Origin of the sequence: Pseudoalteromonas sp. SR45-6 (assembly GCF_014163545.1) — a bacterium.
Classification (GTDB): Bacteria; Pseudomonadota; Gammaproteobacteria; order Enterobacterales; family Alteromonadaceae; genus Pseudoalteromonas; species Pseudoalteromonas rhizosphaerae.
This window is the reverse complement of the sequence record NZ_JACJDM010000001.1, coordinates 75,420-96,793: the sequence shown is the minus strand read 5'-3', so window position 1 is coordinate 96,793 and position 21,374 is coordinate 75,420. Positions and strand designations below refer to the sequence as shown.

Genomic DNA, 21,374 nt, shown 5'->3' with positions numbered 1-21,374 from the left:
TACTTAACACGGCTTAATTATGGGAAGCTCAATTAGTTGTATTAATTAAAAACCGAAAATGCTCATAGCAAAAAACTTAGTCGCTACGGTATTAATAAATATAACTACTAAAATTACCGGAATAAAGGTTGATAGCGAAAAATTAACGTATTTTTCAGTAAAGCTACCTGCATAGCCTGGACAACCTTGGCTTAGCTCTTCACTTAAACGTACTTTTTTCCAGCGATACATCACGAATAAACATACCATTAAACCATTCAATGGCAAGATAGTGTCGTAAAATACATCATACACAATATCAAATAAGCTTTTAGACGCTCCACCATAGTTAGTAAATGAAGTTAACCCTTCAACCATACCAAACGACATAGTACATAACACTGTCAGTACACCGATGCTACCAGTTAATATCAGTAACGCCATTTTACGACTTATGCCTTTACGGTCACTTAGCGTAGCTGTTGGCACCTCAACGATGGATACCAACGAGGTAATTGCAGCAAAAAATACCAGCAAGAAAAACACAAACGCAACAATTGATGCACCAACATAGCCAATATCAGTTTGTAGCGCGAGTAAAATCTTTGGTAAAAACTCAAAAATCATCGACACAGATGAGTCAGACAATTTAGTAGGATCAGTATCTGGGTTAAAGCTAAAGATAGCTGGTAGCACCATAAGACCAGCAATAAACGCCACCAGTGAATCAGTCAGTGCAACCATTTTAGCACTGCCAACAATGTCATCCTTTTTCGAGATATATGAAGCGTAAGTCATTAATATACCCATGCCCAACGACAATGAGAAAAACGCTTGCGCTAATGCACCGTTCAAGACACTGGCATTCATCTTAGAAAAATCAGGGATAATATAGTACTTAACGCCAGCAATAGCATTGTCCAGTGTCAGTACATACGCCACTAATGCGATTAGCAATACAAACAATGCGGGCATTAAAAACTTAGCTGCTTTTTCAATCCCTTGCTTAACACCACCGACTAAAATCAAATTAACAATTAATGCCACGGCAGCCATATACGCAAACACGCTGGAACTATTAATAAACACCCCAAAGCTTTTTGGATCAGCCAACACATCTAAGTTCCCAACCGCAACTTGGCTTAAGTAACCAAAAATCCAGACTGTAATAACCATGTAAAACACTGCAATCATAAACGGGGTTAATACTGCTAAAAAGCCAGCAAAACTCCACTTAGCATCATTACCTGATAATAACTTGTAAGAGCCTAGTGGATCTTTTTGTGCTTGGCGTCCCATTGCCATCTCTGCCATCATTACCGGCAAACAAATAAACACAACAAATAGCGCGTAAACGAGCAAAAATGCACCACCACCATTTTTTGTTGCTGAGACTGGAAAACCAACCAAGTTACCAATACCGACCGCAGAGCCAGCAGCTGCTAATATAAATCCGAGGCGGGAGCTAAAATGCTCACGAGTATCGCTCATTTAAAAACCTTATTATTATTTTGTACCATTCAAGCGACTCTACCAGTGTTGTGCTGGGCTTTTCAAGCAGATTCCACTTAAAAATATAATGATACTGTAAACCTTAGAGGTTGTTGTTCTTTTAAGATTAAAATTTGTTCAAGCTAACAGTGATTAAATCGCAGCATCAGTTTATAGCCTCGAAAGTTAACTAAAAACTGCGTAAAGCTTTCGCGCTTTAGTAAGACTCTAAACTAATCGCAATTTATTCGCCTATTAATTTTGCTGTGCTAATATCAGCATAATTCCAATAATATTGAAATCCAGAGAACACACCATGTTGTATATGATTTACTCAACTGATGTTGAAAATAGCTTAGAATTAAGAAAAGCCGCCCGCCCTGCTCATTTAGCACGCTTGCAAGAATTAGAGGAGCAAGGCCGATTACTGACAGCAGGTCCATTACCTGCCATTGATAGCGCCGAGCCAGCTGACGCTGGTTTTACTGGCTCTTTAGTGATTGCAGAATTTAGCTCATTAGAAGCGGCTCGCGAATGGGCTGCAGCAGATCCTTACGTAAACGGTGGCGTATATGAAAACTCACAAGTTAAACCGTTTAAGAAAGTTTTTCCTGGCTAAGTAAAACCAACAACCAAACTGGATTACACTGTTTAAATGAACCAGAATTTAATGCAATGGCTATAAGACTTAGAGCCAAATCACCACAATTCAGTGTTTGTTCACCGGATGTTAATTAAACTCTGTTGCATTGAATCATCAGATTTAGTGATTTTTCACTTGAATTATAGCTACTTGGTTCATTAAACTATTCAGGTCTGGTTTAGGAGTTTCTCATCATGCGTACTGTGTTAGCTCTCAGCGTCGCCATCACTGTGCTATTTTCGAGTGTTTTTTCGACTAGTAGCCAAGCTGCATCTCAAGTCAATAAAGCTGAGATCAATAAAAAACAAGCTGTTGAGCTTGCTAAAAAAGTCGAAGATGGTAAAACTCTTAAAATTACCGTACTTAACGATATTTATACTGTAAGAATATTAAAATCGGACGGCCATGTCGTCGACGTTCATGTCAATAAAAAGACCGGCGAAGTGAAGAAGGATTAAGAAATGCGAATTTTAGTAATTGAAGATGATTTACACTTAGCAGACAATCTGCGTAATGCATTAGAAAAAGAACGTTATAGTGTCGATCTCTGTCATGATGGCGAAGCTGGTTTATTTCACATCACAGAATATCCTCTTGATATGGCGGTAGTTGATTTAGGCTTACCAAAAATCGATGGTATTGAACTGATCAATAAAGCCCGTGCACAAGGGGTCACCATTCCAATCCTGATTTTAACAGCACGTGACCGTTGGCAAGATAAAGTTGAAGGACTTGATGCTGGTGCTGATGACTATTTAACTAAACCATTTCATGTTGAAGAGTTAATAGCGCGGTGTAATGCGTTAATTCGTCGTAGCGCAGGTAAAGCAAATCCTGAAATGACTGCTGGGCCTATTAAAATTCATACCCGCTCACAACAAGTGTGGGTTGATGACCGAGAACTAAGTCTCACCGCATACGAATACAAAGTGCTTGAGTATTTAATGGTTAATCCACAAAAAGTGATTTCTAAATCTGAGCTTACAGAGCACATATATGATCAAGACTTTGATTTAGATTCAAATGTAATCGAAGTATTCGTACTGCGCTTACGTAAAAAGCTTGACCCTGATGGTACTTTAAATCCAGTAGAAACACTACGCGGACGCGGTTACAGGCTTAAAAGTCAGTGGTAGCATCGCAAATACCGTTAAAAGTAAGGCAAGGATTTATCCTTGTCTTTGTTTTATTAGTCGCTTTACCTATCCTATTCTTCTCTATTGGTAAGGCGTACTACGCTTCATTAGTCGAAGCCACCGAAAAAACCCTCGAAGCCCATTTATATTCTTTAATTTCAGAAGTCGATTTTACTGAGCGCGGCATTATCATGCCCAGCACTATTTTAGCTCCTGAATTGAATCGTTTAAACTCTGATACTTATGCGATGATCTATCGTGAAGAGCAGCCTGTATGGCACTCTGAGTCGGCGGTAAATGTTAACTTTGTGCCTGACGAACTAGAAACCAAAGCAGGCGCTGCCGATTTTCGTCGTGTGGAATATAAAAATACCGTGTATTGGCAACTTAGCCTAACCGTTATTTTAAATAACATTGACCAGTCAGAGCATGCTCGCTTTATTTTATTAAAACGCAATGATGCTCTACTGCGCTTAATGGATGGTTTTAAACAAACCCTTGTAAACTGGATGTACGTCATGGGTGTAGCCATTGCAGCATTAATGGCTGTGGGTTTTGTGTGGAGCGCGCGGCCGTTGCAACGACTGGATAAAGAAATAAAAGCCATTGAGTCGGGTGATATTCAAGAAATTAAAGGACTTTATCCTGTTGAGCTGCAAACCATAAAAGCCGATTTAAATTTATTACTCGAAACTCAGCAACGCCAAAAAGAGCGCTATCGTGCGTCTTTAAGTGACTTAGCTCACGCACTTAAAACGCCACTGGCAGTATTAAAATCGAGCCCGCTTGCCAACGATGCCGATGCCCAAGAGCAGCTTGACCGTATAAATGTGATGATCGAACACCAATTAAAACGTGCTGCAACAGGTGCATCTGATACTTGGAAAAAACAAACAGCCATTAAGCCGGTGCTCGATTCAATCCTCAATGCAATGAGTAAAGTTTACCGCGATAAAGATATTATTTTTACCCATGCGGTTAAAGACAAAGATTACTTTTTAGGTGACAAAACTGATTTACTCGAACTACTCGGTAACTTAATTGATAACGCCTGTAAAGCTTGTCGTTCACAAGTCGATATCCAAGTCATTCAAAAACGCAATCTCACCATCGCTATTAGTGATGATGGGCCCGGTGTGCCGATTGATAAACGCGAATCCTTACTTACTCGAGGTACCCGCTTGGACACCTACGAAAGCGGGCATGGTGTCGGTATGGCGATTGTGTCAGATTTAGTAAAGTCGTATCACGGTACCCTGACTATTTTAGATGCTGATACCTTAGGCGGCGCGAAATTTATTTTAGAGTTTAACTATAATGATAAAAAATAGTCGGTTAACAACAATCTCAGCACTACTTTTAGCACTGAGTACAACAACGTTTGCAGCAGAAGAGCAATGTACTGTCGTTGAGCAAGCAACACCTGATGAAGCTAAAAAATATATTCAATGTTTAGATAAACAAATAGAAAGCTTAACCCGCATTCAACAAACCTGGATAAATAAAATCACTTTAGATTTAAATAAGATCCAAGAAGATAGCGGTAACACTCAGTTACTACCAATCTTTAAACGTAGCATTATTAGTCATGATAAGTACGTGGAAGACAGCTGTAAATGGCGTTATTTACACAAAGTACCTAACGCCACCCAAGCTGCTATTGTATATAAACGCTGTGAATTGCGTATGTTAGAGCAGCACATCACTGTATTAAAACAACCTATCTAACCACCAGTGTGGCTATTTAGACGGTGACTCAATTTCTTCACCATTACCCAAAAGAGTCGCTAACCAACGTCCTTCATCACTGGTTTCTAGGGCAATTTTAACAATCATCGTCAGTGGCACCGATAATAACATACCTACAGTGCCAATCAGCCAGCCCCAAAAGATCAGTGATAAAAATACCACTAAGGTCGACAACCCTAAACCTTTGCCCATGTACTTTGGTTCGACTATATTACCCATCACGGTATTAATAGTTAAATAACCTGCACCTACGATCCCTGCTACCAAGGGTCCTTGTGTGATCAAAGCTAATAAAACAGCTGGGATAGCGGCAATAATAGAGCCAATATTAGGGATGTAATTAAACATAAATGCCATTACTCCCCATAACACGAAGTAGTCAACATTTAAGATCCACAGTAGTAGCCCGGCTAATACACCAGTACCAACACTCACCACTGTTTTGATCGCTAAATAAGAATTAATAGAATTTAAAAAACGGTCTATTTGCTGCATTTTCATATCAGGATCGTCTAATGCCATATGAATTTTATGACTAAGCATAGGCCCTTCAAAAAGCATAAATACCACAGTTAAAATAATTAAGAACAAATTTGCCATCACGCCACCTAAGCCAGTCAGCATACCGGTGGCAACATCAATCATTTTTCCCGGGTCGAACATTGATATAACTTGCTCTTTATTGAGCAAAATATTGTACTTGGCAGCAACATCAACCAACCAAATAAACTCATCCTGTAACTTACTTTTATATTCAGGTAAATGCTGTGAAAAGTCAGTCAATGATTGCCCGACTAAGCTTGCAAGGCTAACCCCTAAGCCAACCACCATCAACATCACTAACATAATCGCGATGCCTTTAGGTATTTTGTACCGACCAAAAAAACTTAATAAAGGACTACAAATAATGGCAATAAATGCTGCAAGTACAAACGGAATGACAATTACACTTGCCGCTTTAATACCGGCTAAAGCAACCACCAACGCTGCAAAGATAACTAAACTTTTGTTTACCCCAGTTAAACTAGCCAAACTACAATCCTTTAAAATATAAACTGCAGCTAGTGTATGTGAAAAGTCTGTAGAATGAAATATTTGCAAAGTGATCAAAGCAGCCTACCCTACGTATAACCAATAAATAATTACTAAAAGAGTTTTATACTGCTATGCATATCTTAATAACCGGCGCAACAGGCCTGATCGGTCTTCATTTGTGCCCTGAGCTGAACAAAGACCATCAATTGACAGTACTCACCCGCAATCCTGCAAATGCGACAAAACTGTTAGGTGAGAACATTCATGCGACTGACTCCCTTGAAGAGGTTGATTTTAATAATCTCGATTGCATTATTAATTTAGCCGGTGAACCCATCGTAAATAAACGCTGGAGCGACAAACAAAAACAAATACTGCGAGACAGCCGTATTTCGCTCACTCAACAAATTAGCGCTGCAATTAACCAATGCGATACACCGCCGCATACTTTTATATCAGGCAGTGCGGTCGGATTTTACGGTCGCCAATCAACCACCGTAATTGACGAAAGCTTTGTTGATGTGACCCCTGAATTTAGTCATCAACTATGCCATGATTGGGAACAAGCCGCCCTGCAAGCAGAATCAGTCAATACTCGAGTATGTTTATTACGTACCGGTATCGTTTTAGCTAACAATGGTGGTGCATTAGCCAAAATGTTACCACCATTTAAATTAGCACTAGGTGGTCCTATTGCTGATGGCCAGCAAGGCATGTCATGGATACATATCGAGGATATGATTAATTTAATTATACATATTATCAATAACGTGCAACTCAGCGGCGCAATTAATATGACCGCTCCAACACCTGTATCAAATAGCGAATTTAGTCAAAGTTTAGGTAAGGTATTAAATCGACCAGCAAAAATAACTATGCCTGCATGGGTACTAAAATTAGTAATGGGTGAAATGGCAGATTTGCTGCTTTACGGACAATATGTACAACCAACTAAAGCACTTGATAGCAACTATTGCTTTCGTTATAAAAAATTAGACAGTGCACTTACAAACCTATTACAATAAATGCAGCAATTTAATACTACCTTGCTATTTAAATACTAATACATAATAATTATAACAACAGTGACTAAAGCAGCTCGATTAAACAAGGCAGATTCATAATGCTACATTTACCTACTGTGATGAGCATATCATTACTTTTGAATGTCCTGATCGGCGGCTTTTTTTTACCGTTTATAATTATAAAAAACAACCCTGTTATTTATACTTAGGCGGGTCGTGTATGGTATTTGTGGCCGCGCAAATTTTAGCATGCCTGCGAATAGTGCTCGATAACCCTTTTATTACGCACTATCTGGCTGATATGTGCATCATAATTAGTCCTATACTCGCTCTTATTGGTTTGCAGAAAGTAACTAACCTCACTAAAAATACTAACCGGCACTTTTTAACCTTAGTGATTGTCAGTGCAATTGTGTTACTACCAATCTATGCTATTACAGCAGGCCAATTGGTGACAAGTATTGTTATTGCAACACTCTTTATTTACGGCGCATGTTTAGTTCATAAGATGAAATGCGTAGCACCAATGCAACAAAAAATCTTGTCCGGCTGTTTTATTAGCCATTGTTTGATCATGTATATACAAGCATTTATGTTATTAGCTCCTTTGGTTAGTAATTCTGCAACTGATTATAGTCTTTGGCTACAAATAATTTTAGTAAGCCATGTCATTCTAGCGACTGCTACAGCTTTGGTATTGCCGTTTTTATTATTTGTAAATATTGAAGAAAACCTTCAGCGACTAGTCAATCACGATGTGCTCACCCGCCTCTTAAATCGACGTGGTTTTTTTATGCAAGGTGAAAAACTCCTCAAACAAGGCGTTGCATATCAGCAATCATTTTCGATAGTTATGATCGATATTGATTACTTCAAAAGTGTTAATGATAAATATGGTCACAGCACAGGTGATACCGCTATTAAATGGATCGCGCAACATATCATGGCACAGCTAAATGATAACGATATTGCTGCGCGAATTGGTGGTGAAGAGTTTGCTTTATTACTCCCTGATCAATCTCTTAATCAAGCTCAGGTAACTGCTCAAAAACTCTGTGATGCAATTAGAGGGCATAGCTTACGTTTTAAAGGAAACACTATTAATTTATCAGTAAGTGTGGGAATTAGCAGTAGTTATGATGCCAATGCTTCAATTAAAACACTGTTAGATCAAGCCGATAAACGCTTATATATCGCTAAAGCAAAAGGCCGAGATCAAGTGGTTATTAGTGATCAACAAACCGACCATGTTGCCAACGGTGTTATGTAACCGAACTGAATTGTAATTTTTTAAGCACTGAGTCCACTGAGTATAACCACTGATTAAACTTAGCCTGGTGTCTTTGTCATATACAAACAATTAGCAAGTGGTATTGGCTCTGGGTAATCAGCAAGCACAAAGCCAAGTTTTTTATACGCTTTAATCGCACTTTTGTTATGAGCTAATACAAATAAAGAACATGTTTGCGTAGCTAAAGTTAATTGACCTAGTTCACTGAGCTGCGTAATTAGTGTTGCTACAATGCCACCACCACGATACTCAGGGTTAACCACTAACCTACCTAGATGACAACGACCAATACGTAAATAAAACTGACCAAAAGCCATTAGCGTATTATCATCAGCAAGCAATACAAATGAGTTTATTTCATCAAGTTTTAAACCCTTTTTGAAAGAATTAAAATCGTACGGGTATCTAAAATTAGGCCCAGCCCATGCATGAACTTCTTCTTCATTTAAAAACCATGACATGATTTCTTTTATGTGGGTATTTCTGACGTGAGTTAACAACATAACGACTCTTACTTAATCTCGGGAAGTACGATATATTCCATGTTAATTGATAACAAACAATACGTTATAAATATACCAACCGCAATTAGATAATAACAATAAGGTACTTTTTACTTATGCTAATTGCTACTCCATCATTCAATTAGCCTCCCGTTTAAGTTCAGTTGTTTTCATATTTATGGGCATAAAAACCATGCGAACACTCATTTACCTAATAAAGTTACAAAGATGAAAATAAAAAATAATTGACCGATAATTATATATAAAACAATAAACACCACATCCAAACAAACAAATTTAATACATTTTAGCTGCAATAAATTAAACACAGTTGTTGACGCAACATAAAAATTACACTAGCCTTTCTGGAAGCGCTTCCACAGAAATTAATACAAGCCACTATGGAAGCGCTTCCACACACAGTGATACCGCCGCATTTTTGTGGCGAGTAAATAATAATGATAACAGTACGAGGGAAGTCTAATGTCCAAGCATATTTTAATGAAAACAAAGTTAGCCACCAGCTTATCTTTGATTTTAGGTGCCGCAACCACTATGTCTACGTTTGCCGCCGAGGTTGAACAACAAAGTGAATTAGAAGTGATTCAAGTCACCGGTTTTAAAGGCAGTATCAAAGAATCAACTCAGCTTAAGCGTTACTCTTCTGGGGTTGTTGATGCCATTTCTGCAGAAGACATTGGTAAATTTCCAGACACTAATTTAGCTGAATCGCTGCAACGCATTACCGGTGTTTCAATTGACCGCAGCAATGGTGAAGGTTCTAAAGTGACGGTGCGTGGTTTTGGTCCAGATTATAATATGGTGACATTAAACGGACGTACAATGCCTGCGGCCTCTCTTCCTGCTGGTGGTGGTGCTCCAAACTCTCGAGCCTATGATTTTGCTAATCTTTCCTCAGAAAGTGTGAAATCAGTGGAAGTATATAAAACAGGTAAAGCAAGCATCGCATCTGGTGGCATTGGTGCAACCATTAATATCAATACTGCTCGTCCGCTTGATAACCCTGGCCTAGTTGCCAATATTGGTGTTAAAGCACAGCACGATACAACTAACCGTGTCGGCGATGATGTTACTCCAGAAATTTCAGGGATCTTTAGCTGGACAGATGAAGATGCTAAATTTGGTGCTTCACTCACAGCAAGTATGCAACAGCGTGATAGTTCAGCAACCGGGGCATTTGTTGGCGAATGGCGCACCACAGAATATGATGGCACCATCCCTCAAGCAGCAGATGACATTGTATTAGAAAATGCTCCTGCGATGGGCCAGTATTATTCAATGCCATCAGACTTGCGCTACACCATTGCAGATCGTGAGCGAACTCGTACTAATGCTCAATTAACATTGCAATACAGCCCTATTGACTCGTTTACCGCAACACTTGATTATACTTACTCACAGCAAGAGTTATTTGAAGCCCGTGCAGAGCAATCAATTTGGATGGACAACTATAAAACCCATTTAACATTTGATGACAATGCTGTTAAAACACCTATTTATTACCGTGAAGAACGCCGCGACTTATCCACTCGCGACTTAGGCTTAGCATTACAAGAGCAAAATCAAGTAAACGAAAATAATTCAATCGGTTTAAACCTTCAATACTACTTTAGTGATCAACTGAACTTTACGTTTGATGCCCACAGCTCAAAAGCCACCAGCAAACCCGATGCGCCTTATGGTAGTTGGATAAATGCAGGCTTAGGTGCCAATGTCGTGGCCGCACAACAAGTTGACTTTAGCCGTGACTTACCCTCTATGGTAATAGATTTCGATGACTGTAGTCGCACAAATCTAAACTGCTCAGGAGCGCTTGATCAAGCTGATGTAGGTAGCTCAATTTTAGATGCAAACTTTGCAAGTCAAGAATCAACCGTTGATGAATTTCGACTACACGGTAGTTATCTCATAGACAACGGCAGTATCGACTTTGGTATTGAGTCACGCTCAATGGAAAGTCACTCTTTACAATCGCTAACACGTAATACAATGGGTAACTGGGGCATTGAAAACCCTGGTGAACTACCCGATGGCTATTTAGATCCAACTAATTTTTTAGCCGAATTTGATGATTACGATACCAGTGGTTCGTTTGATCAAGGCTTTACCGGTAGTGCTTCACAGATTGGTTACTGGGCGGCAGATCAATACGGGTTCAATTTTGCGGCTGATGGCGCCTTTGCAACAAATCGCACTATTGAAGAAGATATTCAAGCGGCATTTGTACAATATAATTACAGTAACGAAATCAATGGTATGGTATTTAACCTTGTGATTGGTGCGCGCTATGAAACAACCGATATTACCTCAACTGCTAATATTGATTTACCTGATGCAGTTGCATGGGAAGGTAACAACGACTTTAATGTGCGTTACGGCACCAATAAAGATGACTATTCCTTGAGCTCAAGCTATAACCATTTTTTACCTAGCTTAGATTTTAACATTAACGTTATTGAGGATGTGACTCTTCGCGCCTCTTACAGTACCACTATTGCCCGCCCTACTTACGACAATTTAAGTTCTGCGGCAACGGTAGGTGTACCTACCGGCCCTTCGATCATTCCAGGCACCACTAATGCACCAGCAGCAACTGGTAACCCTAGCCTTGTCCCACTTGAATCGAATAATTTTGATGTATCTGCTGAGTGGTACTTCACTGATCTAAGTTATGTGTCGATTGGTTACTTTAATAAAAAAGTAGATAATTTTATTGGTCTATCACCAATGACTCAAAACTACTACGGCTTACGCGATGCATCTGCGGGTCCAAGAGCACAAGCAGCCAAAGCAGAGCTTGAGGCACAAGGTCTTGCGTTTACTGATTCAAATTTATTCCAAATGGTCGCTGCAATGGAAAATGGTGTAGCATTTGACTCGATGAGCTATGAAGAATTTGAAGCCGCTTACGACGTTCTACCAAACAGTGATGACCCACTGATGGACTTTACGGCACAAGTACCAACCAACAGTAAAGATGCCAAAATTGATGGTTATGAATTTGCCGTACAACACTTCTTTGGCGACACGGGTTTTGGCTTACAAGCTAACTACACCATAGTAAATGGTGATATTGATTATAATGTAGCCGCTGATCCAACCGTCACACAATTTGCCCTTGTTGGCTTAAGCGACACAGCTAACTTTATAGCCATGTACGAAAACGATAAGTTTCAGGCGCGTATCGCCTATAACTGGCGTGATAAATTCTTAAACAGTGCTGCCCGTTACGTTAACGAACCGGGCTTTACAGAAGAGTATTACCAAATTGATTTTAATATTGCTTACAACTACAGTGAACAAATGTCGTTCTTTGTCGAAGGGCTTAACATTACTGAACAAAATATGCGCCAACATGGCCGGTATGAAGCACAGTTATGGAATTTAGAACAAAATGGTGCACGCTATAATATTGGTATGCGTTATAACTTCTAAGCAAGGGTTATTGACTCATTAACGCCATGAGTATTAAGCCGCTAGTTGTTAGCGGCTTTTTGCGTTGCAGGTTAATAGCAATTTTATTAAAACAACAGAGCACACAATGAATAATAAAATACAACACATTGTGGTATTAGGTGGTGGCGCAGCAGGTTGGCTAAGTGCAGGGCTATTAGCCGCTGAACACCCTAAACAAAAGGTTACCTTAATAGAGTCTGCAAACATTGCTATTTCAGGTGTAGGCGAAGGCACTTGGCCGTCTATGCGCAATACGCTCAAGCGAATTGGTATCGAAGAAATAGATTTTATACGTCACTGCGATGCTTCATTTAAGCAAGGTTCAAAATTTATAAACTGGCGTAACATAAATATAGGCGAAAACTACTATCATCCGTTTATGACTCCCGAAGGCTATTTAGAAACCGATTTACACGCTTACTGGCAACATCATGCAAGCACTCAAAAATATGCCGACGCCGTTAATATGCAAAGCTTTGTTTGCCAAGCAGCACTTGCACCTAAGCAGTTACACACACCAGAATACGCGGCGGTCACTAATTACGGCTATCATCTTGATGCCGGTAAGTTTGCCACATTTTTAAAACACCACTGCGTAGAAAAACTCAATGTGCATCATATTATTGATGACGTCATCGAAGTAAAAAATAGTCATGACGATTATATTCATTCACTCACCACCATAAAGCACGGTGACATAGACGGCGACTTATTCATTGATTGTACCGGTGCTCGGGCGCGTTTGATTGGTGAGCACTATGGCGCAACGCTTATCACACAAGATCATATTCTTTTTAATAATAGCGCTATCGCTGCACATCTCCCTTATAACGATAATCAACAAGAGATCGCCTCAGCCACTTTATCAACGGCGCAGCCACATGGTTGGATCTGGGATATTGGTCTACCGAGTCGTCGTGGTATCGGTTATACCTATAGCGATAAATACTGCGATGAACAAACCGCTGTGAACACCTTAAAGAGCTATGCTGCGCTATCTGTTGGTGAACAAGTCGCCGAGCAAATACAAACTCGCAAGCTGAGTTTTCTTCCTGGTTACCGCACACAGTTTTGGGTAAAAAACTGTGTTGCTGTTGGTATGTCGCAAGGTTTTATAGAGCCACTTGAAGCATCAGCACTGGCGATGGTGGAGCTTTCAATCAGCATGTTAAGCGAACAAATGCCGCAAAACCGTACTCATATGGACTTGCTGGCTAAACGATTTAATCAGCGCTTTAGTTATCGCTGGCAGCGAGTAATCGACTTTTTAAAGTTACATTACATATTAAGTGAACGTGATGATAGTCAATACTGGCGTGATATAAAAAAACCATCGAGCATTCCTACTCGTTTGAATGAATTGCTGGCACTTTGGCAATATCAACCACCAAGCAGGTTTGATTTAATTGAAAACGAAGAGGTATTCCCCTCTGCCAGCTATCAATATGTATTGTATGGAATGGGCTTTCACACGCAAAATACAACAGCAGAAAATACCTTTAATAACGCTAAAGCTGGGCAGTATTTTTATCAGCAAAACCGTGAAAAAATTGCCAAATACTTACAAGGGTTACCAACAAATCGCGCATTATTAAATCAACTTTTAAACAATAAGGCTTAACCTGACAATGACACACAACAAACCTATAAAAAATGTGGTGATCGCTGGCGGTGGTACAGCTGGTTGGATGGCTGCGGCTGCATTCAGTAAACTCGTTGGTAAAAATATCAATGTCACCCTTATCGAATCCGACGACATTGCTACGGTTGGTGTTGGTGAAGCTACTATTCCACCGATCCGCACTTTTCATAAATTACTTGGCATAAATGAGCAAGCATTTATGAAAGCTACCCAAGCAAGCTTTAAATTAGGGATCAGTTTTGAAAACTGGGGCGAAAAAAACACCGATTATATTCACTCATTTGGCATGACGGGCAAAGAATGCTGGGCAGGTGAATTTCATCATTTTTGGCTACACAGCTTAACATTAGGACTTGAATCCGAGTTTGGTGATTACTGTTATGAACTGCAAGCAGCTAAACAAGGTAAGTGTGCTTTTAATCAGCAAAATCCAATTAATTATGCATTTCATATGGATGCGAGTCGTTATGCATTATTCCTACGTGAATTTTCAGAACAACTAGGGGTTAAACGTCTAGAGGGAAAAATAATCCACGTTAATAAATGCGCCACTTCGGGCTTCATAAACAGCCTAACTCTTGCAGATGAAAGTATCGTAAATGGTGATTTTTTTATTGATTGTACCGGCTTTAATGGACTACTTATTGAACAGGCTTTGCATACCGGCTATGAAGATTGGTCACACTTACTGCCGTGCGATAGCGCAATTGCAGTACAAACTAGAGCCATTAGCGATGATATAGTGCCTTATACCCGCTCAATTGCACATGATGCAGGCTGGCAGTGGCAAATTCCTCTGCAACAGCGCGTAGGTAATGGTCTAGTGTATTGTAGCCGTTATTTAAACGATACTGATGCAAAGCAGCTTTTACTCAGTAATATTCAAGGTGAAACTCTCACTGAACCCAAAGTAATTAAATTTAAAACTGGCCGCCGACGCAAAGGCTGGAACAAAAACTGCCTTGCTCTGGGGCTTGCCAGTGGCTTTGTTGAACCCCTTGAATCTACCAGTATTCATTTAATTATGTCGGGCATTATTCGCTTTATCCGGCTATTTCCATTTGATGGTATTACCGAACAAGCAATCCACGAATACAACAAACAGCTAAAAAGTGAGATTGAAAACATTCGTGATTTTATTGTCTTGCATTATAAAGTCACTGATCGCACTGATAGCGAATTTTGGCGTCATTGTAAAAATATGGAAGTGCCTGATACCCTTGTTCATAAAATTAGTTTATTCAAAGAAACTGGGCGGGTATTTTTAGATGACGGCGATATTTTTAGAGTCGACTCATGGGTGCAAGTAATGTTGGGTCAAGGTCTCAAACCCAAACAATACCATTTAATTGCAAGCCTGATGAGTGATGATGAGTTAAGCCACTTTCTGAACAGTATCAAACAGCAAATTGCTCAACGCGTGGCACAATTGCCAACACATAAAGCATTCTTACAACAATATTGTCTTGCTGAATAATCTGAGTGAGCATAAAAAGCCCTTTAAAAACGTAAAGGGCTTTGCACAACACAACAAAATCAAAGACTAAGTTAACTATCTGGGCAGATAATTGTTGCCTGTTTTGCTCCTTCTGGCACAAAGTTGATATTCGCCACAGAAACCGAACCGTTACCCGTGATCTGTAATGAAAATGGGCTAGTCACTCTTGAAAAATCAACGCCTTGCTCAGTAAAGCAGGTTAAGTCTATGCTGAGTGTTTGCCATCTATTTAATGTAGCCTTTTTGAGTTCTGCGCTGATATCAACACGTCCACCACAACCATGCTCGCAACTCATAGCAACAAATAATGGAGCAGCAAATTCGCTATTTATCTTGTAATCAAAACTCAGCGCTGAGTTTGCTTCGATATAAGCCACTTTATCTTCAGTGAAGTTACTATTGATTTCGGCTGTAGTAAGGCCTATACCTGTAAATACAAATGCCATTGCATCTTCTTGAATATTTTTATCTTCAGTACGATAACTAATACCAGCTAATTCAACGCTATTGCTAGCTACTTGAACTTGCTGCTGTGCTGACTTTAAAAACAATCGCCATGGATCAGTCAGCACGCCATTAAAAATAGCCATATTAGGCAAACTAGCTATATCAACACCTGAGTCTTCATTTAAATTATCTGCCAGGGTATTTTTATCTGTATAGGTTAAACCAAAGCCATAAGGAAATAGTGGCGAATAGTCTACATCATCTCTATTTACTGCGGTTTGCAGTGGTGATTTTGGCCATGAAAACGACAATTTACCAGTAAAGTCATGCTGAATATCACCTCCTGCGTCAGTTAATAATACATCGGCCACACCTTGTCCTTCTGTACCCGGTAGCCATGCGGCGACAAACGCATCAGAGGCATTTAACTCAGCGTTAACCCACATTGGTCGACCTGAAATGAATACCGATACGACCGGCACGCCTTTTGATTTAAGCTGTTTTAATAACGCTAACGACTTTTTATTATTACGCTCAAACTCAAGATTATCCCTGTCACCGTGGCCTTCTGCATAAGGTTCTTCTCCAAACACCACAATCGCCACATCAGGTTTTTGTGTAAAGTGTCCATCAGGACTTAAAATGGCCTCTCCACCTGCGGCCGTGATCTGCGCTTTTAAACCCGCAAAGATTGACGTAGCACCAGGGAAATCGGTATTTTCGTTATTGGTGCCTTGCCAAGTAATACTCCAGCCCCCCGCTTGCTTAGCAATATTATCTGCGCCATCTCCGGCAATTAATACTCGTGAATTAGCCGCTATCGGCAAAGTATTGTTGTTGTTTTTTAATAACACCAGTGATCCACGCACAGCTTGTCGCGCAATATCGCGGTGCACTTGCGCGCCAATTAACTGCGTTTTACCTGAGAACTGACGTTTTGCAGGGCTCGGTTTATCAAATAAACCCGCTCTTAGTTTGACTCTTAAAATACGCGCAACAGCATCGTCAATTCGGCTCATGGCAATTTCACCGGCTTTTACTTGCGCTATCGTATTTTCATAAAGTGGTTTCCACGCCCCCGTAGGAACCATAAAAATATCAAGCCCCGCGTTTACAGCCTGTGGGCAGCTTTCGTTACTACAACCTACAACTTGTCCGTGGCCATTCCAATCACCAACAACAAAGCCATCAAAGCCCATTTTCGTTTTCAGTACATCGGTAAGCAGGTATTTATTGCCATGATTTTTCTTACCATGCCAGCTATTAAACGACGCCATAACAGATTGACTACCAGCCGACAAACCACCAATGTAGCCTTGAGCATGAGTATCAAACAAGGCTTGCTCTGAATCGATATTGTTACCTTGATCGTCACCATCGACGGTACCGCCATCACCTAAAAAGTGTTTAACTGTGCTAATCACCCGCTTATGACTTAAAAAATCACCATCTGCATGGCCTTGCAAGCCGTTAACAATGGCAACTGAGTACCGGCGGACAATCTCTGGATCTTCAGAATACCCTTCATAAGTTCGACCCCAGCGGTCATCACGTACAACAGCAACAGTCGGCGCAAATACCCAATCAATACCAGTAACCATCACTTCGATTGCCGTCGCAGCGGCTATTTTTTCTATTAAAGCGGGATTATTTGCTGCGCCTAAGCCAATGTTATGTGGAAATAACGTTGCACCAATCACGTTATTATGACCATGTACAGCATCGGTGCCCCACATGGTAGGAATATCGATGCCATCAAGAGAATCGTCAACCGATGCTTGATACATCTGTTCAGCAAGTGCAATCCAATCTTGTGGTGTGGCATGTTTATTCGCGTTCGGAAATGAGCCTCCGCCATTTAAATACGAGCCAAAACCATATTTACGCATATCATCAGTCGTTATATCGCGGATCTCAGGTTGAATCATCTGCGCAACTTTTTGCTCTAATGTCATCGTCTGCAAGTACTGAGCAATCTTAGACTCAATTTGCGGATCAGCTCGAACCACATTATTCAGCTTTGGCCAAATAGCTAGCGATTGTTGCTGCTGCATTTGTTCAACAGCTCTATTATTTTGAGACGTATCTTTACTTTCGCTTGCTGAACAACCAGCCAGAGTAACTAATCCAGCTAACAAACTTAGTGTAGGTAACTTAGCTGTGTGTAAGTGTGTTTTCATTTTTATATACCTATCTATTATCAACTCATTGCTGCTTAAAAGACTCTAAGTACCTGCTGTATTACAAAAGCGAGACCAAGCGGTTTATTCATCTAAGCAACGGTAGAACTATTTTTTGTCATCATTGAAATTAAAATTTAACTGTTGACCTGTTAAGAAATAGTCACTAACCTAAATATGGAAGCGCTTCCTTAAAGTCATTAAATACCATCTATTGGCATTAATCAAATTAAATATGGAAGCGCTTTCAGATATGTTAGCTTTAAAAGCTAAAAATAACAGCATCACGGACTATAAAAAGAAAGCAGAGGTTTTCTATTAATGAAACAATTATCTTTACCTAAACACTCGCCGCTACTGAGCAAAGACTTCACTTTTGGCGTAGCAACTGCTTCATTTCAAATTGAAGGTGGTGCAGCAGATCGTCTGCCATGTATTTGGGACACCTTTTGTGCTCAAGACGATAAAATTGCCGATAACTCAAATGGTCTAATCGCCTGTGAACACTACACTCGTTGGCCTCAAGATATTGAGTTAATAGATTCTCTGGGCGTTGATGCCTATCGTTTATCAATTTCTTGGCCACGCGTAATGCATCAAGATGGTAGTTTAAATCCATTAGGTGTGAAATTTTATACTGATCTTCTAGATGAACTTAAACGCCGCAACATCAAGGTATTTGTCACTTTATATCACTGGGATCTACCGCAGTATTTAGAAGATCAAGGCGGCTGGTTAAATCGTAATACCGCCTATGAATTTGCTCACTACACAGATCTTATTAGCAAAGCGTTTGGTGATCGTGTTTATTCATATTCAACCTTAAATGAACCTTTTTGCAGCTCTTATTTAGGGTATGAAATTGGTGTGCATGCCCCAGGTATTGTCGGTCGGGAATTTGGCCGAAAAGCTGCCCATCACTTATTACTAGGTCATGGTTTAGCGATGCAAATGCTGGCTAAAAATAGCCCACAGACACTTAATGGTATCGTACTCAACTTTACTCCCTGTTACCCGGTAACACAAAGTGACGCAGATCTTAAAGCCACAGCCTTTGCTGATGATTATATTAACCATTGGTATATGCGCCCTGTAATGACTGGCAAATACCCAGATATTATTGAGCAACTTCCAGCAGAGCAGCGTCCAGATATTCACCCCGGTGATATGGAAATTATTGCGCAGCCATTAGATTACCTTGGCGTTAATTTTTATACGCGTTTACATTACCAAGCAAGCGCTGATGATTTTTATGACGAGCGCCCACATCAAGGCCTATTAACTGATATTGGTTGGGAAATTTACCCGCAAGCACTTACTGAATTATTAGTATCGTTAAATGAGAAATATACCCTACCACCGATTTATATTACTGAAAATGGCGCAGCAATGGCCGACAAGATGATAGATGGTAAAGTTAACGATTCAGATCGCATAGCTTACTATCAGCAACACTTAAACGCATTGCATAACGCAACTGAACAAGGTGTGGTGATCCATGGCTACTTTGCATGGAGCCTAATGGATAACTTTGAATGGGCTGAAGGCTATTCAAAGCGATTTGGTATCGTTTATGTTGATTATCAAACTCAACAACGTACTGTAAAAGCCAGTGGCCTTGCGTATAGTAGTTTAATTACTAGCCGGTAAACTTAGCTAGTGCTCCTTTAAAAACAACAATAAGAAACACACAGTGAACAAAATTCCTTTATACGAAAAAATCGGTTATGCGATGGGTGATGCCGGAGCCAACTTGGTTTGGCGAGGTGCACTTGCCTACCTAGCAGTATTTTACACTGACACATTTGGCATATCGGCTGCGGCCGCAGCTATGTTATTTTTGGTGGTTAGGTTATCCGATGGTGTAACCGATATCATTATGGGAATGATTGCAGACAGAACCACCACTCGGTTTGGTAAATTTAGACCGTGGATTTTATGGTCTGCTCCTTTTTTAGGACTGTTCATGGTGTTGTGTTTCACCACACCTGATTTCAATGACACCAACAAGTTAATTTACGCCTACATTACCTACATAGGCTTAACGTTAGCTTATACGGTGAGTAACGTGCCTTACTCTGCATTAATGGGAGTAATGAGTCCAGACGATACCGAGCGCACGAAACTATCGAGTTTTCGCTTTGCCGGAGCCTTTGCAGGCGGTTTATTAGTGATGGGCTTTTTACCTGAACTGGTTGCTTATTTTGGCGATGGCGATAACGCCAAAGGTTATCAGTTAACCATGTACTTATTTGCAGCATTACTAATTGTTTTGATGGTGATCACTTTTGTTAGCACCAAAGAGCGGGTAATCCCCCACAAAACAACCAGTGGTAATTTAAAATCAGAGCTCAAAGATTTAACTAAAAACTTACCCTTTATTATTCTGCCATTATTGGCAACTACCTTGTTCTTTTATTATCGCGAAATCTACAGTGGGCTATTTTTTGCATTTATCATGACTATGATGACTGTTGTGATAAAAAAATTACTCAACAAAGATCATCAAAATCTCACCGGAACTCAACGTGATATGGTTGATTTGCTCACCAACAAGCCTTGGTTAATTTTATTAGGCATGGGCTTTTTGACCATGATGTTCAACGGTATAAAGTATGGTGTAATTGCTTATTACTTTAAATATCAGGTTGGCAGCGAACTGATGGCAGGCCAATACTTCGTTGCGTTATTAGTGGTGTCTATCCTCGGCGCTCTTGCCACTGGTAAACTTGCCGAACTAATAGGCAAACGTAATTTATTTATCATCTCTTTAATATTAAGTGGCTTATTAACCACAGCATTTTATTGGGTGCCTGCTGACAACATTGTTGCCATATTTACTTTTGGGTGTGCAGCTGAATTTTTTGCTGCCATGATGCCTACCCTGTTTTTTAGCATGTTAGGGGATGCTGCCGATTATTCTGAGTGGAAAAATAAACGCCGCGCCACGGGCTTAATTTATTCCGCAGGGACGTTTGTGCAAAAAACTGGCGGCGGTTTCGCTGGGGCATTAGTATTAGTGGTATTGGCAGGCTATGGCTATAACGGCATGAACGAAGCAACCATTACGCAATCATTACCTGGCATGCAACTATTAATGAGTTGGATCCCCGCAGCATTTGCTTTTTTAGGTGCCGCCTTGATGCTTATCTATCCGTTGACACCCGCAATGACGCAGAAAATCACGGAAGACTTGGCTTTTAGACGCAGTAATGTGTAAATTATATTTCATTATCAATACGTTTTTATAAAGTGCGAATAATCACGCTAGGAAATTA

Annotated in this window: 16 protein-coding genes; 12 read left to right on the top strand and 4 right to left on the bottom strand. The window is 40.1% G+C overall.

The features are described from left to right. Positions 1-45: 45 nt before the first annotated feature. Positions 46-1,470, bottom strand: a complete 1,425-nt coding sequence (locus H5158_RS00495; protein WP_182739224.1) for a sodium-dependent transporter — start codon at positions 1,468-1,470, stop codon at positions 46-48. A 316-nt stretch (positions 1,471-1,786) separates the two neighbouring features. Here H5158_RS00495 and H5158_RS00490 point away from each other — a divergent pair, with 316 nt between their 5' ends. From H5158_RS00490 to H5158_RS00470, 5 genes are all read left to right on the top strand, one after another. After that, positions 1,787-2,089: a YciI family protein gene (locus H5158_RS00490; RefSeq protein ID WP_182718901.1), complete on the top strand. Its 303-nt coding sequence runs from the start codon at positions 1,787-1,789 to the stop codon at positions 2,087-2,089. Positions 2,090-2,307: 218 nt separating this feature from the next. After that, positions 2,308-2,571 carry a PepSY domain-containing protein gene (locus H5158_RS00485; RefSeq protein ID WP_145233630.1) on the top strand — a complete coding sequence of 88 codons (264 nt, stop codon included), beginning with the start codon at positions 2,308-2,310 and terminating at the stop codon, positions 2,569-2,571. Between the two features lie 3 nt (positions 2,572-2,574). Further along, entirely contained in the window at positions 2,575-3,249 is a 675-nt protein-coding gene (locus H5158_RS00480) for a response regulator transcription factor (RefSeq protein WP_058558569.1), read from the top strand. Then, positions 3,243-4,580 carry an ATP-binding protein gene (locus H5158_RS00475; RefSeq protein ID WP_149980994.1) on the top strand — a complete coding sequence of 446 codons (1,338 nt, stop codon included), beginning with the start codon at positions 3,243-3,245 and terminating at the stop codon, positions 4,578-4,580. The genes H5158_RS00480 and H5158_RS00475 overlap by 7 nt, the downstream gene beginning before the upstream one ends. Further along, complete coding sequence (locus H5158_RS00470) at positions 4,567-4,977, top strand: hypothetical protein (protein ID WP_149980993.1); 411 nt, start codon at positions 4,567-4,569, stop codon at positions 4,975-4,977. Before H5158_RS00475 ends, H5158_RS00470 begins: the two co-directional genes overlap by 14 nt. 12 nt (positions 4,978-4,989) lie before the next feature. Here the strand turns inward: H5158_RS00470 and H5158_RS00465 are convergent, their stop codons facing one another. Continuing rightward, the gene (locus H5158_RS00465; protein ID WP_149980992.1) at positions 4,990-6,030 is read right to left on the bottom strand and encodes an AI-2E family transporter; all 1,041 of its coding nucleotides are present in this window, start codon (positions 6,028-6,030) and stop codon (positions 4,990-4,992) included. Between the two features lie 134 nt (positions 6,031-6,164). Between H5158_RS00465 and H5158_RS00460 the strand changes: the two genes are divergently transcribed. Next, a complete protein-coding gene (locus H5158_RS00460; protein ID WP_182718899.1) occupies positions 6,165-7,058 on the top strand; it encodes a TIGR01777 family oxidoreductase in 894 nt (297 codons plus the stop codon). A 220-nt stretch (positions 7,059-7,278) separates the two neighbouring features. Continuing rightward, positions 7,279-8,328 (top strand): GGDEF domain-containing protein, encoded by a 1,050-nt coding sequence (locus tag H5158_RS00455; protein ID WP_182718898.1) that lies wholly within the window; start codon positions 7,279-7,281, stop codon positions 8,326-8,328. A 59-nt stretch (positions 8,329-8,387) separates the two neighbouring features. On the opposite strand, the gene H5158_RS00450 is transcribed toward H5158_RS00455, so the two are convergent. Beyond that, complete coding sequence (locus tag H5158_RS00450; protein ID WP_259398525.1) at positions 8,388-8,852, bottom strand: N-acetyltransferase; 465 nt, start codon at positions 8,850-8,852, stop codon at positions 8,388-8,390. A gap of 483 nt (positions 8,853-9,335) precedes the next feature. On the opposite strand from H5158_RS00450, the gene H5158_RS00445 reads away from it, so the two are divergent. From H5158_RS00445 to H5158_RS00435, 3 genes are all read left to right on the top strand, one after another. After that, positions 9,336-12,308: a TonB-dependent receptor gene (locus H5158_RS00445; RefSeq protein ID WP_182739223.1), complete on the top strand. Its 2,973-nt coding sequence runs from the start codon at positions 9,336-9,338 to the stop codon at positions 12,306-12,308. 106 nt (positions 12,309-12,414) lie between these two features. Then, on the top strand, positions 12,415-13,950 hold the full coding sequence (locus H5158_RS00440) for a tryptophan halogenase family protein (RefSeq protein WP_182739222.1): 1,536 nt from the start codon (positions 12,415-12,417) through the stop codon (positions 13,948-13,950). Positions 13,951-13,957: 7 nt separating this feature from the next. Continuing rightward, positions 13,958-15,448, top strand: coding sequence for a tryptophan halogenase family protein (locus H5158_RS00435; RefSeq protein ID WP_182739221.1), 1,491 nt, complete (start codon positions 13,958-13,960; stop codon positions 15,446-15,448). A 71-nt stretch (positions 15,449-15,519) separates the two neighbouring features. Here H5158_RS00435 and H5158_RS00430 read toward each other — a convergent pair whose 3' ends face one another. After that, positions 15,520-18,096, bottom strand: a complete 2,577-nt coding sequence (locus H5158_RS00430) for an exo 1,3/1,4-beta-D-glucan glucohydrolase (protein ID WP_182739220.1) — start codon at positions 18,094-18,096, stop codon at positions 15,520-15,522. A 321-nt stretch (positions 18,097-18,417) separates the two neighbouring features. Here H5158_RS00430 and H5158_RS00425 point away from each other — a divergent pair, with 321 nt between their 5' ends. Both H5158_RS00425 and H5158_RS00420 read left to right on the top strand, forming a co-directional pair. Then, on the top strand, positions 18,418-19,746 hold the full coding sequence (locus H5158_RS00425; RefSeq protein ID WP_182734311.1) for a GH1 family beta-glucosidase: 1,329 nt from the start codon (positions 18,418-18,420) through the stop codon (positions 19,744-19,746). A 43-nt stretch (positions 19,747-19,789) separates the two neighbouring features. Further along, positions 19,790-21,316 carry an MFS transporter gene (locus H5158_RS00420; protein WP_182718893.1) on the top strand — a complete coding sequence of 509 codons (1,527 nt, stop codon included), beginning with the start codon at positions 19,790-19,792 and terminating at the stop codon, positions 21,314-21,316. Positions 21,317-21,374 lie beyond the last annotated feature (58 nt).

Coding starts and splice junctions, on each gene's coding strand:
- H5158_RS00495 (WP_182739224.1), bottom strand. CDS start 1,470: ATGAGCGATACTCGTGAGCATTTTAGCTCCCGCCTCGGATTTATATTA.
- H5158_RS00490 (WP_182718901.1), top strand. CDS start 1,787: ATGTTGTATATGATTTACTCAACTGATGTTGAAAATAGCTTAGAATTA.
- H5158_RS00485 (WP_145233630.1), top strand. CDS start 2,308: ATGCGTACTGTGTTAGCTCTCAGCGTCGCCATCACTGTGCTATTTTCG.
- H5158_RS00480 (WP_058558569.1), top strand. CDS start 2,575: ATGCGAATTTTAGTAATTGAAGATGATTTACACTTAGCAGACAATCTG.
- H5158_RS00470 (WP_149980993.1), top strand. CDS start 4,567: ATGATAAAAAATAGTCGGTTAACAACAATCTCAGCACTACTTTTAGCA.
- H5158_RS00460 (WP_182718899.1), top strand. CDS start 6,165: ATGCATATCTTAATAACCGGCGCAACAGGCCTGATCGGTCTTCATTTG.
- H5158_RS00455 (WP_182718898.1), top strand. CDS start 7,279: ATGGTATTTGTGGCCGCGCAAATTTTAGCATGCCTGCGAATAGTGCTC.
- H5158_RS00450 (WP_259398525.1), bottom strand. CDS start 8,852: ATGTTGTTAACTCACGTCAGAAATACCCACATAAAAGAAATCATGTCA.
- H5158_RS00445 (WP_182739223.1), top strand. CDS start 9,336: ATGTCCAAGCATATTTTAATGAAAACAAAGTTAGCCACCAGCTTATCT.
- H5158_RS00440 (WP_182739222.1), top strand. CDS start 12,415: ATGAATAATAAAATACAACACATTGTGGTATTAGGTGGTGGCGCAGCA.
- H5158_RS00435 (WP_182739221.1), top strand. CDS start 13,958: ATGACACACAACAAACCTATAAAAAATGTGGTGATCGCTGGCGGTGGT.
- H5158_RS00430 (WP_182739220.1), bottom strand. CDS start 18,096: ATGAAAACACACTTACACACAGCTAAGTTACCTACACTAAGTTTGTTA.
- H5158_RS00425 (WP_182734311.1), top strand. CDS start 18,418: ATGAAACAATTATCTTTACCTAAACACTCGCCGCTACTGAGCAAAGAC.